Origin of the sequence: uncultured Bacteroides sp. (assembly GCF_905207245.1) — a bacterium.
Taxonomy (GTDB): domain Bacteria; phylum Bacteroidota; class Bacteroidia; order Bacteroidales; family Bacteroidaceae; genus Bacteroides.
Window position 1 is genome coordinate 1 of the sequence record NZ_CAJLKP010000098.1, and the last position, 19,358, is coordinate 19,358.

At 39.5% G+C, this 19,358-nt stretch carries 11 protein-coding genes; 2 read left to right on the forward strand and 9 right to left on the reverse strand.

The window, feature by feature from the left end:
* From QZ135_RS21565 to QZ135_RS21575, 3 genes are all read right to left on the reverse strand, one after another.
* On the reverse strand, positions 1-458 hold a 458-nt coding region (locus QZ135_RS21565), incomplete at its 3' end, for an ABC transporter ATP-binding protein (protein WP_294614393.1).
* A gap of 37 nt (positions 459-495) precedes the next feature.
* Positions 496-2,934, reverse strand: coding sequence for an FtsX-like permease family protein (locus tag QZ135_RS21570; RefSeq protein ID WP_294614417.1), 2,439 nt, complete (start codon positions 2,932-2,934; stop codon positions 496-498).
* A 31-nt stretch (positions 2,935-2,965) separates the two neighbouring features.
* Positions 2,966-4,252 (reverse strand): DUF4933 domain-containing protein, encoded by a 1,287-nt coding sequence (locus QZ135_RS21575; protein WP_294614396.1) that lies wholly within the window; start codon positions 4,250-4,252, stop codon positions 2,966-2,968.
* 290 nt (positions 4,253-4,542) lie between these two features.
* Here QZ135_RS21575 and QZ135_RS21580 point away from each other — a divergent pair, with 290 nt between their 5' ends.
* Together QZ135_RS21580 and QZ135_RS21585 are read left to right on the forward strand one after the other, a co-directional pair.
* Positions 4,543-5,934: a sigma-54 dependent transcriptional regulator gene (locus QZ135_RS21580; RefSeq protein WP_294614420.1), complete on the forward strand. Its 1,392-nt coding sequence runs from the start codon at positions 4,543-4,545 to the stop codon at positions 5,932-5,934.
* The gene (locus QZ135_RS21585) at positions 5,931-7,250 is read left to right on the forward strand and encodes a PAS domain-containing sensor histidine kinase (RefSeq protein ID WP_294614399.1); all 1,320 of its coding nucleotides are present in this window, start codon (positions 5,931-5,933) and stop codon (positions 7,248-7,250) included. Before QZ135_RS21580 ends, QZ135_RS21585 begins: the two co-directional genes overlap by 4 nt.
* A gap of 118 nt (positions 7,251-7,368) precedes the next feature.
* On the opposite strand, the gene QZ135_RS21590 is transcribed toward QZ135_RS21585, so the two are convergent.
* From QZ135_RS21590 to fucO, 6 genes are all read right to left on the reverse strand, one after another.
* Entirely contained in the window at positions 7,369-9,834 is a 2,466-nt protein-coding gene (locus tag QZ135_RS21590; protein WP_294614402.1) for a glycoside hydrolase family 95 protein, read from the reverse strand.
* 123 nt (positions 9,835-9,957) lie between these two features.
* Positions 9,958-12,261: a RagB/SusD family nutrient uptake outer membrane protein gene (locus QZ135_RS21595; RefSeq protein ID WP_294614404.1), complete on the reverse strand. Its 2,304-nt coding sequence runs from the start codon at positions 12,259-12,261 to the stop codon at positions 9,958-9,960.
* A 23-nt stretch (positions 12,262-12,284) separates the two neighbouring features.
* Positions 12,285-15,866, reverse strand: a complete 3,582-nt coding sequence (locus tag QZ135_RS21600; protein WP_294614407.1) for a SusC/RagA family TonB-linked outer membrane protein — start codon at positions 15,864-15,866, stop codon at positions 12,285-12,287.
* 268 nt (positions 15,867-16,134) lie between these two features.
* Positions 16,135-17,106, reverse strand: a complete 972-nt coding sequence (locus QZ135_RS21605) for a FecR family protein (RefSeq protein ID WP_294614410.1) — start codon at positions 17,104-17,106, stop codon at positions 16,135-16,137.
* A gap of 56 nt (positions 17,107-17,162) precedes the next feature.
* The gene (locus QZ135_RS21610) at positions 17,163-17,744 is read right to left on the reverse strand and encodes an RNA polymerase sigma-70 factor (RefSeq protein ID WP_294614412.1); all 582 of its coding nucleotides are present in this window, start codon (positions 17,742-17,744) and stop codon (positions 17,163-17,165) included.
* A 188-nt stretch (positions 17,745-17,932) separates the two neighbouring features.
* On the reverse strand, positions 17,933-19,087 hold the full coding sequence (gene fucO / locus QZ135_RS21615; protein WP_294614414.1) for a lactaldehyde reductase: 1,155 nt from the start codon (positions 19,085-19,087) through the stop codon (positions 17,933-17,935).
* Positions 19,088-19,358: the final 271 nt, after the last annotated feature.

The window sequence follows — 19,358 nt, forward strand, 5'->3', positions numbered from 1 at the left end:
GCAATGGCCACACGCTGCTGCTGGCCACCGGAGAGTTGTTGCGGATAGTGCTCCGTGCGGTGGGCTATCTGCATACGTTCCAAAGCCTCATTAACGCGCCTCACACGTTCGCGGGCAGAGACTCCGGCATAGAGCAAAGGAAGTTCTACATTCTCGAACACTGTGAGTTCATCTATCAGGTTGAAACTCTGAAATACAAAACCGAGGTTTCCATTGCGCAGGTCCGTACGGGCATTCTCGGAGTAGCGGGAAACTTCCTGGTCGAGAAACCAGAGTTCACCGGAAGTAGGGTTATCGAGCAAACCAATCATATTCAGCAAGGTTGATTTTCCACAACCGGAAGGTCCCATAATGGCAACAAACTCTCCCTGATTGATTTCTAAACTTACTTCATTCAATGCAGTAGTCTGTACGCTTTCCGTACGAAATATTTTGGTGAGGTTAACTGTCTTAATCATAATCGTATATTGTATTGTTATTATCTTAAACATTTATTTATTCATATCTCAAGGAAACTACCGGATTTTGCGAAGCCTTCCGCCAAGTTTGCCCGATGACCGTAAGCAAAGTAATCCCTGCTATGACTGCTCCTGCCAGTATGAACAACCACCAGCTTATGACAGTCTGATAAGCAAATTCGCCCAGCCAACGGTACATAAGGTAATATCCAGTTGGAGATGCCACAACAAAAGCAATTCCCACCCATTTCAGATATTCCATACAGAACATCTTTACGATCCGGTCGGAATGGGCACCGTTCACTTTACGGACACCGATTTCTTTCGTTCGCTGCTCCGTAGAGAGAGTCACCAGTCCAAATACACCCAGCATAGCTATGACAATGGCAATGATAGTGAAGAATAACAACATCCGGCTTTGTTGCTGTTCTTTAGCATAATTCTTATTCAAAGCATCAGAAAAGAATTGATAATTAAATTCCTTCACGAACAGATCATCACGCACTGCCCATTCTTCAAATTTAGCCTGAATATATTTCAACGTTTCTGGCTTGTGTTCCGGGGCTATTTTGATATACATAAAAACTAATGTCTCAGGACTGTAGTAAATGAAAGCCGGTTTCATTTTCTCACGCAATGACTGAAAATTGAAGTCCTTTACCATACCTACAATGCGATATTTGCTAACCCAACCAGATTCTTCACGAGAGATCTCCATGCCTATCGGGTTTGCCACTTTCATCGCTTTCCAAGCTGTTTCATTTATAACAACCGTTCGTTCAACCGGATTGGTTTCATCGCCTTGCAACCAATAATCTTCAAAGTCTGAGTTCATCAGTTCACCCTTCAGCAACTGCAATCCGAAAGTCTCCACAAAATTGCCATCTGCCCATATTTCTACCATTCTCAATGAATCTATTTTCCCATCTATATCCGTCCAGGAAATTGATTCTCCATCTTTTGTTTCCTGATTCTCTTCTCCAAAACTTTCAATAGGAGAACCCATCGAAATACTTTTGATTGCCGGGTTTCTCAATAAGTCCTGTTTAAAATCGGCTACATCGTACCACAAATTGGTATAAATGGATACGATATTTTCCTTATCAAGTCCCAAATCCTTATTCTTCATAAAATACAGTTGTTTTAAGACAATGGAAGTCATGAGCATCAACAACAAAGCAATAAGAAACTGTATACAAACCAAGCTTTTGATCAATCCCCCTTTCTTACCTGTTTTCCGTCCGCCTTTGAAGGCAAGCAACGGATTGACGGAAGAAAGATAAAATGCCGGATAAGAACCAGCCAAACAACCTACCCCCAAAATACCAAATAAAATATAGAAAATTACATTCCAATTCAGACTCAATGTTAAATCTGTTCCCATGACCTGATTAAACAGAGGCAGCATAAGTTCTGTCAACGCTAAAGCAAGTACTAAAGATATGAACGACTGAACCAGACTTTCCGAAAGGAATTGTGTAACCAAAGTTTTCCTTTTAGCTCCCGTCACTTTACGTACGCCTATTTCTTTATAACGGAGTGATGCCCGTGCAGTAGAGAGTGTCATAAAATTAAATGCACCCATAAAGATCACTAAAATGGCTAATACCACAAATAAGTAGATAGTGGCAACACTCCCGTGATTCTTTATATATATATCAGGAAAGGTAGTGCGTAAATGAATATCCCGCACCGATTGAAAGCGCAACAGTGCACGTTTATCACTAAATTTACTGAGAGCACGACTCATTGTTTTTTGTTCCCGGCGATATAGCTTTCCATCGTCACCGGGTTTCATCTTTACATACACATGCACCTCTCTCCGACTTTTATCCCAGTCTAAATTCATAATATAAAGACCATATCCCTCCATTGGAAGAGCCACATCAAAACGGATATGGCTTTTCGATGGAATCTTCACTACTGCAACGATATTATAGGTATCTTTAAAACCCGCCCCACTCCTGGTTACCTTTTGCCCTATAGCTGAAGCCATCCCGAAAAGCTTGCGGGCCATTGATTCTTCCAAAATAATGTTATCAATGTTGTCATTTATGCGTTCCGGATTACCTTCCACTATCTGAAAAGGGAAAATACTAAAGAAAGTAGAATCTACATGAACAGCATTACCACTGATTTTGTGTCTTGTTTCCGTCTCCAATGTCATGTCTCCCCGATAAAGAATAGAGGTGGCATCTTCAACCTGTGGAAAATCTGTTTTGAAAACTCTTACGAGCGAACGGGCTGTTCCCGGAGATTCCTTTATCTCTCCGCTTGCTTCCCGGTTTACTTCTATCGCCCGATAAATGCGGTCAGCACTCGGAAAACAATCATCATACGTCAGTTCATTCACCACCCACAGGTATATGAGAAAAGCGGCCGTCATACCGAACACGAATCCCAGCATATTAATGGAGGAGAACAGAAAACTCCGCTTTATCAACCGGAGTGCTACTTTTATATAGTGCTTTATCATCTGATAATAAATTAGTTCGTGCATTTGTTCATCATTCTATAGTTATCAATACCAGTTCATTGTCCGATACCTCTTTACTCTCAAGAAGCTCCGGTTTATTTTCTTTAATCCATTTTCCGTTGACATAGCTAATAAAGGTATTCCCGGCAACCAGTTTTGGAAAACAAGAAATTTCCTGTCCGTTTCCTGCATCTATAACCGGAAAGTCAGGTTCTTTGTTAGCTCCTACCGATGGCAGGGAAAAGAATTCCTTAGTCGTTTTATTATATATAAGAGAGTAAAGAGATACCGACCTGGCTTTACGCGCATTGGGAGAGTCATATCCTTTGGACATACGAATAAATAAATAATGATCCGTTTCCAGCCAACTCACTATAAAGAAGTCATTGTCCAGATTGGAAGAACCGATTACCTTCTTTCCCTGAGGACGCCGTAATACACCGAAATCCAAATGATAGGCAGCTTTCAATGTAGAAGCATTCTCCAGAAAATAAACCGTATTGTCGTATGCCATGCGTACATACGTCTTATTTCGATAGACATACGTATGATTTGTTTCACCTGTCCGATATGTGCCTGTTGGAGTATAGCCCTCCTCCTCCGGAACAAAACTGCACAGCGTATCCCCTTCCACACCATGCGTATAAAAATGACTGGAGAAAGGTACGGATTTGATAAAACCTCCTTCAATGCCGTTATAAAAAGAAGCATTCATAAAAACTCGTCCTATAGGGAGCTTACTTGTAATCTTATTCGGCGTCCACGGTTCGGTTGCAGCCACTATTTCATTCAAAGGAAGAGTAATGATATAATTCCCGTTTTTGTGTTTTTTGGATAAATAACTACAACGAAGCTGATTGAATGAAGCATCATAATAAGGTTGAATAACCATTTCCCGAGTATCCAAGTGGATATACCCATCTTTCAGACTACAATCTACATCGTTCTTAAACAATTGTTTGACAATCTTAAAATCATTATCCAATAAAAACAAGCCTTGTACAGTAGTCAGCAAGTATGTGTTTTGAATTGGAGTGATATCACATGCTATACCTTCTATGAGCATTGCATCCACTCCGGTAAAGTGGAGCCTCATTTTCCCCAGTTCATTTACTTTCATGGCATGTACATTCTTCAGCGCAGACGACACGTTTAGAGAAACAGCCCCATCTTTCTGAATTTTCGATTGAAATTTAATGCCGGCAGGAGGTACATAGCCATCAAGGAACTCGCTACCGGATGCAGATACCGTTTGAGGAACAGTACTCACATCCGTTGTTTGTTCAGTGAGTTCTTCTGTAGCTTCTTCCTTGCTCATACCAGGATTTTTGGAACCACAAGCTGTACAGAAACATATTAATATTAGATAAAGGAAAAAATTGCTTTGCATAATTTTAGTTTAAATCAGAATATATACAGAACTTTTGCAAGAACTATACCAGAACTACATTCTTTTGTTTATCAATTATTTACCCAAATACTATCCATGCAAAATTGCACGATATCGTACACCGAATGCACGCTTCCGTACACTACTATCTCGGAAACTTTCTATATCTTTGCAATTGGTACGCGTGCCAATCCAATAAGTCAAACCAATCCTTTCGAATTATAATGAAACGAGGTAAAATATTAATCGTAGATGATAATGAAGACATCCTCTTCACCCTGAAAATGCTGTTGCGCCCTATTGCAGAAAGCATAACCGCTATAAATGATCCAAGAGAGCTGTTACCTATCATCTCACGTAGTCGTTTCGATGTTATCTTGCTCGACATGAATTTCCGTCGGGATGCTGTCAGTGGCAAAGAAGGATTTCATTGGCTGGAAGAGATACTGAAACTGGATGCAAAAGCGGTCGTTATCTTTATAACAGCCTATGCAGATACGGAGAAGGCTGTGCAAGCCATTAAACAAGGTGCCACAGATTTTATTCCCAAACCCTGGCAAAACGAGAAACTGATAGCCACCGTCTCCTCCGCACTGCAACTCAGTTTCAGCCGGACGGAAGTAGAAACCCTGAAACAACAGAAGGAGACTTTGAAAGAACAAACGGAAGCTTTGACCCTTCCCTCTGAGCCAACGCGCGTCATCGGTGAATCTGCCGCCATGCAAGCCATCTTTCAAACGATAAAGAAGTTCTCCGATACGGATGCGAACCTGTTACTACTAGGTGAAAACGGAACAGGTAAAGACCTGATAGCCCGTTATGTGTACGAGCAGTCGCTACGCAAAAACGAAATATATGTACCTATTGATTTAGGCAGTATCCCCGATACATTGTTCGAAAGTGAATTGTTCGGATATGAAAAGGGAGCATTCACCGATGCCCGCAAAAATAAGCCGGGACGTGTGGAAGTAGCTTCGGGCGGAACGCTGTTTTTGAATGAAATCGGAAATCTGAGCCTTCCACTCCAAGCAAAGTTACTTTCGGTCATTGAACAAAGAAAGAGTTCACGGTTAGGTTCCACCACCTCCTATCCGGTGGATGTAAGGCTGATTTGCGCCACGAATACGGATTTATACAGCGCCATCGACGACGGACAATTCCGCCAGGATTTACTGTACCGCATCAATACGATTGAAATTCGTATTCCGCCTTTGCGGGAACGGGGAAACGACCTGTTCCTGTTGGCCGATTTCTTTCTCCAACGCTATCGGAAGAAGTATAAGAAAGAGCTTCGGGGAATTTCCAAAGAAGCACGAAAGACGCTGCAACTTTACCGTTGGCCGGGCAATGTGCGCGAACTGGAGCATGCCATCGAACGTGCCGTCATCCTCTCTACAGGAACCATGCTGGCTCCGGATGATTTCATGTTACGCAGCCCCCGATCTTCCAATACAGTTTCTGAAAAGGATAAGTATAATCTGGAACGGATGGAAAAGGATGCGATCAATGAGGTTATGAGAATATGTGGCGGTAACATCACATTGGCGGCAGAAATGCTGGGAATCACAAGGACTTCACTTTATAGAAGGATTGAAAAGTTCGGATTATGAAAAGACAAACTTGGGTAAGAACGCCACTTTGGCTCACAATTGCATTATTGGTATGTTGCCTCGTTTCAGCTTGGTTGTTTGTGCACGGCTTTTATTTTAGCCTGTTCGTGGTGCTCTGCCTCACGGCGTTTGTTGCTTATACCATATACAGGTATATCTTACGTTCTGCCCGTGCCATGGCCCAGTTTATCTGGTCTGTGCGCTACTCTGAATTTCTTTCCTCTCCCACTTCCAATCCCAATGCCACTCAGCCTCTTCCCGAAGAACTGCTGACTGAAATGCAGGATGCCCTTGAACATTACCGGAACAACCTGCAAAAGAAAGAAAGCAAATTGCAGTATTTTCAGGCACTTGCCAATCATATAGACATGGCTATCCTTGTTTATACTCTCGACGGGCAAATGGAATGGGTCAATGATGCAGCCAAACGCCTGATACATATCGATTGTCCGCATACGGTAAATGATCTGGTCGACTTTCACCCCGATCTCCCGGCCAAGCTGCATACACTGAAAACAGGCGATTTGTCCGTATGGCAAATCAAACAGGAAGAAGAGACTGTGCAATTCGCTCTTTCCGGTATGGAGTTTATCATTCAAGGCAGGAAACTTTTGATTGCCGGAATGAAGAATATCCATTCTGCCCTGGATAACCGTGAGACGGAAGCCTGGCAAAAGCTAATTCGTGTACTGACGCATGAGATTATGAATTCCATTACTCCCATCATTTCGCTTACAGAACTTCTTGCCAAGCACGCCGACAGTCTGGAAGGTGACGAAGAGACCAAAATGGAAATCAGACAGATGCTGCAAACCATCGGTCGCAGAGGGAATGGGCTGGTACGCTTTATGAATAGTTACCGGGAAGTATCGCATCTGCCCCACCCTTTATTGAAACTTTATAATGCCGGAGAATTACTGAAAGGAGTCGTTCAATTGATGCAAAATGATACAGATGATCTACACCTCTCTTTTTCCAACGTTCCGTTGCGCCTGATTGCAGATAAAGAGCAAATAGAACAGGTACTTATCAACCTGATACGGAATGCCCGCGAAAACGAAGCGACACAAATCACTCTTTCCGCGGGCATCACCCCAGGAAATCACCTTTTCCTGCGTGTTACTGATAATGGAACCGGCATCGATCCGGAAGTTCAGGAACGAATTTTCATCCCATTCTTCACCACAAAACCTACCGGTTCAGGTATCGGGTTAACTATCTCACGCCAAATCATGCATCAGCATCATGGCAGCATTACGGTACAATCAAAAGTAGGAGAAGGAAGCACGTTCACACTTCTGTTCCCAGTGGTTTAAAGTTGTATTATGCAAAAAATCGGGAATGTAATACCCAATAATATACATTCCCGAATTACTACTACCTATTGGACTGAAATTATTTAATTAGATTTGTAACTCTTATACAACTATATTCCTACCATCCACGCTCAATAAAATAACTTTTTCCTGCTTCAGTTATTAAATCATATTCATAAACCTTACGCAGAACAGGAAACTGAGGATTTTCTATTTCTTTTGAAATTAATGGTTGTTTGATTTGAACTTTGTAAAACAAAGGATTTGGATTTTCTCCTTTAGCTTCTTTCAACCCAGCTCCACGCAACGGTACATACGACCTCAAACGAAGATTACCACCTAAGCGAGAATGTATTCGAGCTTTATCAAGTTGTACGCCTTCCCAACTCATATCTATCTCAAAACCACCACGAGCAACCAGTCCCTTTATGTTCCCTTTGCTCCACACATCTGGTAAAGCGGGCAGCAAATGTACAGCAGCATCATGGCTTTGCATCAGCATCTCAGCAATTCCGGCCGTATATCCGAAATTTCCATCTATCTGAAAAGGAGGATGAGCATCAAAAAGATTAGGATAAGTACGTCCTTCAGGATATTCACTTTTATGTTCATCACTGGGCAGCAGTTTCAACATATTGTTTATAATTAGAAAAGCATGATTTCCATCTTGCAAACGTGCCCAAAGATTTATTTTCCAACCGATAGACCATCCTGTTGCTCTATCCCCACGTTGTAGCAGAGAATTCTTGGCAGCCTGAAATAAAAGTGGGTCTGTATAGGGAGAAATCTGGTTGCCTGGAAAAAGACCATATAAATGAGAAGTGTGGCGATGTTTGTCTGTCGGACTATCCAAATCTTCCAACCATTCTTGTAACTGATTATGCCGTCCTATCTGCATAGGTGCCAAGCGGTCTATCATTTTCCTTAATGAATCTTGATAAGTTATTGGTTGGTCTAAAATGCGGGCAGCAGCTAAAACATTATTCAGAACATCAAAAGCTATTTGATTGTCCATTGTGCAACCTGCTGTTATGGGAGAACCTTTAGTCCCATCAGTAGCTTTCGGAGCATTTTCTGGAGAATTAGAAGGTACAGTTACCATCCAGCCATATTTAGGATGTTCTGTTAAAAAATCAAGATAAAAATCGGCTGCTCCCTTCATTACCGGATAAACTTCCTTCAAGTATTTATTATTTCCATTATATAAGTATCTCTGCCAAAGATGAGTACTCAACCAGGCACCTCCATTAGGCCAAACGCCATTGAATACTCTATCAACAGGACCTGTACAACGCCATATATCAGTATTGTGATGAGTGACCCAGCCACGGCAACCATACATTACTCTCGCAGTTTCTTGCCCGGCTTGAGATAAATCTTTGATTAACTGGACTAATGGCTCATGCATTTCACTTAAATTAGTCACTTCTGCCGGCCAATAGTTCATTTCAGTATTAATATTTATAGTGTATTTGCCATCCCAAGGCGCTTTCAACTTATCATTCCATATACCTTGTAGATTAGCGGGTTGTCCTCCTGGTTGTGATGATGATATAAGCAGATAACGTCCGAATTGGAATAATAGTGCGGCTAAAGACGGGTCTTCTCCTTTGTTAAAATTCAGAATGCGTGTTCTGGTGTCAAGTTTTGATGCTTCGGTCACAGGTAATGTAAAGGTAACTCGATTAAAATAATTCTGATAAAAAGCTGTATGTGCAGCCAGTGCTTTACTATAAGGTTGCTTTAATGCGTTCACCAAGTATGAGGTTGCTTTTTTATGCTCATTTCCACTTATATCCTGATAATTAACAAAGTTTGTAGCTGCTGAAATATAAATAGTGGCCACATTAGCTTTCTTCACTTCAATATTGTTATCTGTTATTTTCAATTTACCACCATCAGTAGTAACCTGCGTCTGTGTTTCCAAACGTACTTTTCCTTCTATGCCTTCATGTGAACCACTTGTAGCTTTCAATGCTAATCTCCTACCCGCTTTTTGGGTTGATGGGTTCATTAAAGGAGTTTTATATCCCAACTTGAAGGTAACTGCTTCTGGTTTATCTGCTGTTAAACGCACAATGACCACATTGTCTGTGAAGGAAGCAAATACTTCACGAGTATAAGTTGTCCCATCTACCTTATATCGAACCGTAGCAACAGCACGTTCCAAGTCCAAATCCCGATAATAATCAGTAGCCGTTTCATGGCCGGGAAAATGTAACATCAAGCTCCCAACTGTTTGATAGGGCATTCCATTATGTCTAGTACGAAACTTAGATTCCATCAGCAAGCGAGCTTCTTCATACCGCCCCTCAAAAATCAAATTCCGCACTTTAGGTAAAGCTGCACGGGCATTCGGATTATCATTGCGATATGGGCTTCCACCCCAAACTGTCTCTTCATTTAATTGTAATTCTTCTGTTGCTGTACCACCATATAGCATAACTCCCATACGAGAGTTTCCCAAAGGTAACGCCTCTACCCATGTAGTAGCTGGGGAATTATACCATAATTTTAAGTCTTCAGCTCTAACCAACAAGGAGCTTAGCAATATAGCAAATAATACGATAATATTCTTTTTCATACGATCAAAATAAATTCATTATTAATTAATATACAACTCGTTAAAAGCTATGTCTGAAAATCGATAGTAGTGATTTCGCACTACTATCCGATTTTTATATATCACGATAAGGAATTTCATTTATCAATAGCCATAATTCTGATAAGCCTTTTTGCCTGCTTCATCCAAAGGATTACCATCCTCATCCGTCAATAAGTCAATTACTGTCTGTGCAAAAGGTTTTAGCGTATGGAACGGTTGAAAGTATCCCATCCCGTCACCAGTCTGCCCTATGCCGTTAATAAGATTATCAGAAGTGTCCCATAAGCCTTTCAATGAGGATGCCATTTGTTCATGATGCATGATACGATCAGCCTGCCATCCGGAATGATGCAAATTTTCATAATAAATCATTTCTAAATTCAGTTCACGCGACAATTCATTTAACATAAAATTTACGAAACGGTCTTCAGTCGTTATTGCCGTAGACGGATATCTTTCCGCTAATGATTTTTCCGATATTCCATCCCAATAGGTTGCATCCACCAACATAGTATTAGTCATATCTTTTTCCACCACATAAGGCCACTGCTGTTCAGTGAACGTAAGATTTTCATGTCCCGGTTGCAATCGTGCGAGAACTTCACTGCGTATTTCACCAACTTTATAGGCAGCACGGGCACGTACTTTATTAATATCAGAAATTGCATTAGCATAATCTCCTTTCCTGCCATAAGCTTCTGCTCTTATAAGATATGTCTCTGCAAGACGGAATAAAGGAATATCTCTAGAAGAATGCGCGCTACTACTCAAATTTCTACGATTAGGATCGACATATTTCAAGGATCCTGGACATGTTTTATTACTCAATTTATTGAGACCAAGATAAGACTGAATATTATATGTATACGAGCCATTGGCAGCCAATAAAGGGAGGCGATAGTAATATTTATCCCCATCTTTAATCCATCGGGCTAATACCACAAATGGTTGCGCAAGGACCTCTTGCATATCTAAAGCTGTTTCTTTTGTATTTTCAACATAAGCAAAAGCAATATCACCTTTACCCATTTTATGCTCTCCGGCAACTGCCTTCCGACCTCCCCATGATTCCCGATCATAAGTCTCCCAAATATATTTATTAAAATAAGCAGCAGTTTTCTCAGTCCATACATAAGTTGCATTTTTCGGATTATCATATGTATAATAGTCTACATTTAAAGCAGGAACAGTAGTTGTTCCTCCAGACAATGCCGTTTTAAACTCAACAAAAAAGGATTTTTGATAACGCGAGTCAGCGTGTTTATTGAATAAATCAAATCCAAAATCATTTGTATATGAAACCGGTCCTGAAACATTAGTTCCGTATTCCCAGTTATATTCAATACCCCATGAAGGATCCCGATAACCTGCTCCAATAAAGCCTTGTATGCGATTTCCATAACGCCCATTATCTGCACCGCTATCTAATTTCCCAAAAACAGCAGATAATATTAGTTCATGGCTATTTTCATTTGAATAGTCATCCAGAGGATGACTAAATAACTTCGCATAATCGGCCTCCAACTCATAATATCCATGGTTTATCACTTGGGAAGCATAATAAATGCAAGAATCCAAATCAGTAATAACACTTCCTTTGTATAACATGCCAAGATATGATTTCTCATTTGTATTATCAATTGTCCCATTTGAATTACGTCCATACTCAGGCCCATTATATTTTGCTCCCTGAGCACGTTGAAGATAAAGTTTTGAGAGAAAATGAGCAGCAGCACCTTTTGTAGCCCGTCCAAACTCACTTCCTAAATTTAAATTTCTTATATCAGGGAGATGCTCATACGCAAAGCGCAAATCCCCAATAATAAGTTTATAAATATTTTCCGAAGTCTCACGAGGAAAACTATAATTTTTAGGGAGTGCAGTTGTATATTCCCGTGGTACATAAATATCTCCATAAAGAGTATTCATTATATAAAGTGCATAAGCACGATTAAACATAGCTTCAGACATTCTTAAAGAAGCATATTCTTTGTCTTCTGCAAACTTACCAGATGCTTCCTCATTTTGTATGGCAATAATGGCACGATTACAATTATTAATAATCGGATAATAGCCTAATAATGAATTGGAAGAATATTCACCACACAATCCGTTTGGATGAGTTGCCATTTTTCCAGTCGAACTCCATTCGCTTGCCGTATAATTTGCAAAATTAGCAGTCCGACAAAGTGCAACGTCCAGTCCTGTTAATAACGAATATGGTCCTTGCTGATATTGCCTACTAACCCGCAAAGCATCATACGTTCCGACAATGAGTTGTTCTAATCCTTTTTCAGTATTGAAATAATCTTGTGTAATAGTTGATACCATTTTCTCCTCAAGAAAACTATCAGTACAGGAAATACTACCTAACACAATTATTGAAAATAATATATATTTTTTCATTTTTATATCTTTTAGAATATCAATTAAAAACCTAACCTCAATCCAAAAACTAAACTACGGGTGAGCATCGTATTGTTTGTTTGACCACCTGCATATCTATAATCTCCATTTGTAACGGAACTGGGTTTCCAACCAGTCACATCATCAGGATTAATGCCAGCTTTGACCAGTTCTCCACCAAATATAAAGGGATTAAGAACTTGTGCATAGACAGAGCAATTCGAAATTCCAAGCTTCCTGATTTTCTTTTCCGGCAAAGTATAAGATAATGAAATATTGCGGACTATTATCATATCACTTTTAGTATAGTTTTGATAATCCTGATATGACGTATATGCTTCTCCACCACTACGAGGTTGTGGATATTTACCATTAGGATTAGTTTCACTCCATACATCTTTTTCGATTCGACTACCATAGGTTTGCAACAAACCGTAATATAAGCCTCCGAATCGTCCATAAATGAAAGTATTTAGTTCCCAGTTTTTCCAAATAAATGTACTTGTGAAGCCTCCTTCCCATTTGGGTCTGAAAGAACCTAAGAAATGATTATCGTCATTGTCTATCTTACCAAAGCCATTATCCAAGTAAGTTACCTCTTGCTCTATTCCATCAATATTTACTTTTTTGGTTATAGCTCCTTCAGTCCCTTTAGCAACTTCAATGAATGGCTGATCTACAATTTTAGCTTGTCCGGGAAACATCGTAATGGAATTTGCTTTGTAAATAGCCAGCAATCTTTTGTCTTCTGACGTATTTTGCCAAAGTCTATCAAACTTTTTAGTCCAAACTTCATCAATGGCATGCCCTACAAACCATCCATTTGAAGGGTCATCATTGCGACCGTCTGCCAATTCTACAATTTTTTCACTATTAGTAAAGAACGTAAAGTCTGTCTTCCAAGTAAAATTCTTTGTACTTACGTTTATTGTAGATAATGTCAATTCAAATCCCTTATTTTGAGTCTTACCCACATTGGATATGATTGAGACATATCCTGTCATCATCGGTATAGAGCGATTGAGCAATAAATCAGATGTCTTTGAAACATAATATTCCAAGCTACCTGTTATCCGATTATTCAGCAAACCAAAATCAAGTCCGATATTAGTCGAGGCAGTCTTTTCCCAAGCTAATTCCCGATTTGGCAAGACTACGGCTTTAGCACCTACCACACTGGAAGTAACCCCTCCTTGTCCCAAAGGGATATTGGCATATTGAGATTCCATAGTACCTCCCGTTTGATAAGAACTAATAGAAGCATTTCCTGTAACTCCATATCCTATTCTAAATTTCAATTCTGATAACCAGTCTAATTTATTAAGAAACTTTTCTTTGTTCAGTTTCCATGCAAATGCCATCGAAGGAAAAAAATCCCACTTATTTCCTTTAGCCAACATTGAAGCTCCATCCCAACGCCCTGTTATTGTAAGTAAGTATTTATCCATTAAATTATAATTCAATCGTCCCATATAAGAAGCACGTTGTTGCTGATTGAAGCCTGAACCTATACTGGATCTTGAAGTATCTGAATCTCCCACACTATACCACAATGCTGTAGGAAACTTAGTCTCATAGGCACGAACATCAAGAGATTCTGTACGATAGTGCTCTGCCGACTGCATAAGTGTAAGCCCGAAAGTATGAATATCATTAAAATTTTTATCAATATAAATAAGATTCTCAAGTGTCCAGGCCATTCGCTGATTATGTTGATTATAAGCAACATTGGGCGAAAAAGCACTATTATTCAAAGGATTAGTAAAATTACTTCCATAATAACTTCCCTCTCTTGAGTTACGGAATTGTGCTCCAAAATTCGTACGCCAACGTAACCAGGGAAGTATAGTAGCTTCAGCATATGAATTCATCAATACACTATAAAACCTAGTTTCATTGGTCGCTTCATTTATGTTTAGCAAAATATTATGTTGGGAGGGGCCTGCCTCCACCTTTAGAATAGCTCCATTTTCGTCATAGGCAGGAGCATATGGCTCTAAATTTAAAGCCAGTCCATAGGAATCTTTGGCAGCACTACCTGTAGTCTTAACAATACCATAATTTTGTATAGAATGACTTGCATTGATTCCCATACCAACCTTCAACCATTTAGTAGCGGTTATTTCGCCATTCATATTTACCGAATAACGTTGATAGTCTTGATCCTTAAGTGCAGCTTGTTGATCAAGATAGGCCATAGAAATATATAGTTTTGCTTTGTCTGTACCAGCCGATAATGATATTTGATGATTTTGTGTGATTCCTGTACGAGTTACATAATCTCTCCATGGTGTAGTTGGGATTTTGGATGAATCATATACAGGAACCATATCAGCATATTTCAAAAACTTCTTTTCATATTCTGTTGCCGGACGCAAAACCGGTGTTCCATCTGGATTAAATTGAAAAGCAGACTCAAAAATGGGGCGCATATATAGATTTTGAGAGACTTCAAAATAAGAATCACTATCTATTGCCGGGTCAGGAGCATTTCCATAGCTTCCGGCATAAGAACCCGCATTTATGGCTGCTTGTCTGTTCCAATCTATTTTTTCACCAGCAGACATCCAGTCGGTTAGTGAGTGCATTTTCCCAAGCATCACCGTACCATCATAGTTAATGGTAACTTTACCTGCTTTTCCTTTTTTAGTACTGACTAAAATGACTCCGTTGGCTCCGCGAGAGCCATAAATAGCAGTGGCAGATGCATCTTTTAATACCTCGATAGACTCTATATCATTAGGATTAATATCCGCAAGTGAACCTGCAGTCATGGGTATACCATCAATCACATACAAGGGGTCATTAGAAGCATTAATGGAACGATTACCACGAATACGGATCTCACCGAGCTCACCCGGACGGTTATTCGTCGAAATTTGCACACCGGCAGCTTTCCCTTGCATTGCTTGCAAGGCATTCTGTACAGGGCGCTCTTTTATTGTTTTTTCAGTCACCCGGGTAAGAGCACCTGTCACATCACTCTTTTTTACTGTACCATATCCCACTACTACAACTTCATCTAATGTTTGGAAATCTTCTTTGAGGGTAATTGCAAAGTAATCTTTTCCCGTTATATCAATTTCTTGTAATACATATCCAATAAAAGAAATGGTTAGTACCCCCTTATTGGGTGCTTCAAAATTAAAATTGCCGTTCACATCGGTAATACTCCCCATAGTGGTTCCCTTTATTGATACATTGGCTCCAATAACAGGTTCTCCCATCTCGTCATTGACAACTCCAGAAATTCTCCTAAAACTATTGTTTGCTGTCTGTATTTGTTTTCTTTCAAACACAACTATTGATTTAGGAGATATTATGGTATAATCCAGGTTTTTCCCGCTTAGTATTTCGTTTAAAACAGATGTTACAAGGGCATTAGTTTTTGATATTGTAACATCTTTCTTTGTGTCTACCACTACATCCCGATAAGAGAATCTGTACGTAGTTTGTTTTTCAATAGCATTTAAGACTTCTTTCAAAGAAGCATGTTTAAAATTTACTGTCACTGTATTTTCTTGTGCCTTTGCATGTGGCACAGATAATATGAACAGTAACGATACAATTATCAACAGCTTCATTTTTGTCTGTTTATTCATCATATTACAAATTAGAGTTTAACATTAGTTTAATTATTTCTGGCTGCCATTAATAGTAAAGACAATGGATGTGGTTGCAGGTACCAAAAAAAGAGTATGTTAAACAACATAAAAGAGTGAATGGAAACAAATAAAAAAATCACAAGAAAAGAGTGAAATAATTTAATTTAAATAAATGTATTTCATCTTTTCCCATGACTGTCTCAATCGTATTAGCCAAGTCCTTTTATCTATTATTGATATATTATCATAGGATACATAGCACTTCAATTTACTGCTTTAAATATATCTTTGTGCCAGTCACAGTAGATTTTAAGTGATAGGAACGTTCTATAATTTCGAGTACTTCATTCAAGTTATTGGCAGGTAAGGTCCCCGTAAAAAGATCAGAAAGGCAATCCTTACAATCTACCTGAATCTTCACATTATAATTTTCTTCAATGACTTGGAGAACCTGAAGCAGTTCCGTATTTCGAAAAACCATATCTCCACGTCGCCAAGCCGATTTATCCCGAATGCGTTCATCATCTATCACAAGAATATCGCCTGTAAAGTGGTTCAACTTGGCTGTCTGATAAGGTTGTAAAATAACTTTCTTATTACTCATTGTAGATAATAACATTACACTTCCTTCCTCAAGAGCTAATTCCGCAAAGTCTTTTTTATCTCTGACAGAAAGATTAAAAGTAGTGCCTAATACTTTGACCAATAGTCCTCTGGCATTTATTATAAAAGGAACTTCTCTATTCTTATGTACTTGAAAATAGCCTTCACCCTGAAAGCGAACCTTTCGTTCTTTTATATTATAATTCTTGGGTAAATATTCCAACTCTGAATTTGAATTAAGCGCAACAATAGTTCCATCTGGTAGCGTTATATTGGCACGCTCACCTTTTCCGGTGGAGACAGTCATTTCTTGAGCGAGCGTTATATTGCTCTGTTGATAGAAATACACGGTCAAACCTATAAATAATGGCAGCATAACGGCTACTGCAATCTGCATCCATCGAACAGAGAAAGATAATCTATTATTCCGCTTCCCGATGGCTGCATCGATATTATCTTTCATTTTATCAAAACACTCCTCATCAACAGAAAGCGGTATAGTTTCTTCTTCAAGCCAAATTTGATATAAATTTGGCTCTATCTCAGCATCCGACATTGCATTTATTTTCTCTCTGAGTTCAGACAATTCATCCAATGTCAGTTCATCTTTCAGATATTTATAATCAAGTTTATCCATTTACTATTTTATATGTATTGACAATCTCAATTTCATTTAGTACCTCAAATTCTCTACTAATTAACCAAAAATAATATATAGAGAAAATAAACAATACCCAGTTTTTCACGAAGAGTTTTAAGGCCTAATGATAATTGGTTTTTAACAGTCTGTTCGCTAAGCGACAATTTTTCCATAATCTCTTTATTAGTAAATTGATGGATTTTTGATAAAGTCACAATCTTTCTCTGTGTAAGAGGAAGAGATTCTATTACCTTATTGAATTTACTAATGAAGTCATGGTACTCAACCTGATATTCAGTATCATTAACACTCATTGCTTCTTTATGTAAAATGTATTCCTCGTAAACCGGGCTATTAATCTTAGACCGATATAAATTTATCAAGTGATTTTTAGCTATTATAAAAAGTAATGAACATAAAGTTTCTTCCTGGCGGATTGTTGTACGACTTACCCATAACTTTATGAATATGTCTTGCACCACCTCCTCAGCTTCTTCATGGGATTTAGTAAACTGTAAACTGTAGGCATAAAGCCTACGAGCATACATCTTATAGATAGCATCAAAAGCTTTGTGAGACCCTTTCTTTAGAGCATATATAAGAGCTTGTTCTTTATGGTTAATAGTTTTTTCCAATTTGTGAATGTTGTAATAGTACAATATCTCGGTTAACAAACAATTTACTATAACAAAAGATGAGTTACATTGACAAGACTAACATAAGTTGAAATTGGTAAGGGACCATTTTTTAAGCCAGACTTGTCAAAGAACTCATCGACCAAATAACTTGTGGCGTAGAATCTAATTCTAATTTATTAGATGCTTTACAACGCCTTTTTATACAAATCCAGAATAATCTCTTTCGTCACCTCACGAGGATTACCCGGCGTACAAACATCGGCAATAGCGGCAGAAGCCAGCTTGTCGAGGTCACTTTCCTTGATGCCCAGTTCAGAAAGATGTTGCGGTATGCCTACTCTTACCGACAGAGCTCTCACGGCATCCACAGCAGCACGAGCAGCTTCTTCCCTACTCATACCTTCTTTATATACACTCATTGCCTTAGCTATTTCTGTATATTTATCAAGTGCAGCAGGTGCATTGAATTCCATAATGACAGGCAGCAACAATGCATTAGCCACACCATGAGGAATATCGAAGATGGCACCCAACGGATGCGCCATACCGTGAACGACTCCCAAACCTACATTGGAGAATGCCATTCCGGCAATATATTGTGCCACAGCCATGCCGTTACGCGCTTCGGCATTAGTCGGTTCAAATACCGCAGTCTCCAGATAACGAGTAATCATCTCGATAGCCTTAATCTCGAACATATCGCTCATTTCCCATGCACCTTTGGTTATCAAGCCTTCAATGGCGTGTGTCAATGCATCGAGCCCGGTAGAAGCGGTCAGCCCTTTAGGCAAAGTGTACATCAGTTCGGCGTCTACGATAGCGATGGCCGGAATGTCGTTCGGGTCTACACAAACCATTTTCTTTTCGTTTACTTCGTCGGTAATCACGTAGTTGATGGTTACTTCGGCAGCAGTTCCCGCAGTGGTAGGCAGTGCAATGATAGGCACGGATTTCTTTTTAGTGGGTGCTACGCCTTCCAAAGAAACCACATCGCTGAATTCGGGGTTATTGGTAATAATGCCGATAGCTTTTGATGTATCGATGGAAGAACCGCCGCCAATGGCGAGAATGAAATCAGCTCCGGATTCGGCAAATGCCTTCACACCCGCATTTACATTGCTGACGGTCGGGTTGGGTTTGATGTCACTGAATACGGTGTAAGGGATACCGGCTTTGTCAAGCACGGTCAGCACTTTGTCCGCTACGCCGAATTTAATCAAATCTTTGTCGGTTGATACAAAGGCTTTTTTCAAGCCAAGACGTTTAATTTCCTGTGGGAGCACTTCGCGGGCACCCGGTCCGAAGTAGGATACTTCGTTCAAGACGAATCTGTTAATCATAATACGTTCATTTAAGTTCCGCAGGGTCTTTGGTGTTGAGTATGCGGAAAGTTGATACTTCATTTTGTATCCGACAAAATTAGGAAATATACGATAAGAAAAAGCAAAGCATTCTGATTTTTATCGTATTCAGAATGTTTTTATGGATACAGTGATAATATAGTTACCTGTTGGAGGAATTAATTCATATCTGTGCAGAAAGGAATCAGTTACGAGCTACGGGCTACAAGCTACAAGTAGCTGCGCTATATTCCGAAAGGCACTTGTAGCT

Coding starts and splice junctions, on each gene's coding strand:
- QZ135_RS21570 (WP_294614417.1), bottom strand. CDS start 2,934: ATGATAAAGCACTATATAAAAGTAGCACTCCGGTTGATAAAGCGGAGT.
- QZ135_RS21575 (WP_294614396.1), bottom strand. CDS start 4,252: ATGAGCAAGGAAGAAGCTACAGAAGAACTCACTGAACAAACAACGGAT.
- QZ135_RS21585 (WP_294614399.1), top strand. CDS start 5,931: ATGAAAAGACAAACTTGGGTAAGAACGCCACTTTGGCTCACAATTGCA.
- QZ135_RS21590 (WP_294614402.1), bottom strand. CDS start 9,834: ATGAAAAAGAATATTATCGTATTATTTGCTATATTGCTAAGCTCCTTG.
- QZ135_RS21595 (WP_294614404.1), bottom strand. CDS start 12,261: ATGAAAAAATATATATTATTTTCAATAATTGTGTTAGGTAGTATTTCC.
- QZ135_RS21600 (WP_294614407.1), bottom strand. CDS start 15,866: ATGATGAATAAACAGACAAAAATGAAGCTGTTGATAATTGTATCGTTA.
- QZ135_RS21605 (WP_294614410.1), bottom strand. CDS start 17,106: ATGGATAAACTTGATTATAAATATCTGAAAGATGAACTGACATTGGAT.
- fucO (WP_294614414.1), bottom strand. CDS start 19,087: ATGATTAACAGATTCGTCTTGAACGAAGTATCCTACTTCGGACCGGGT.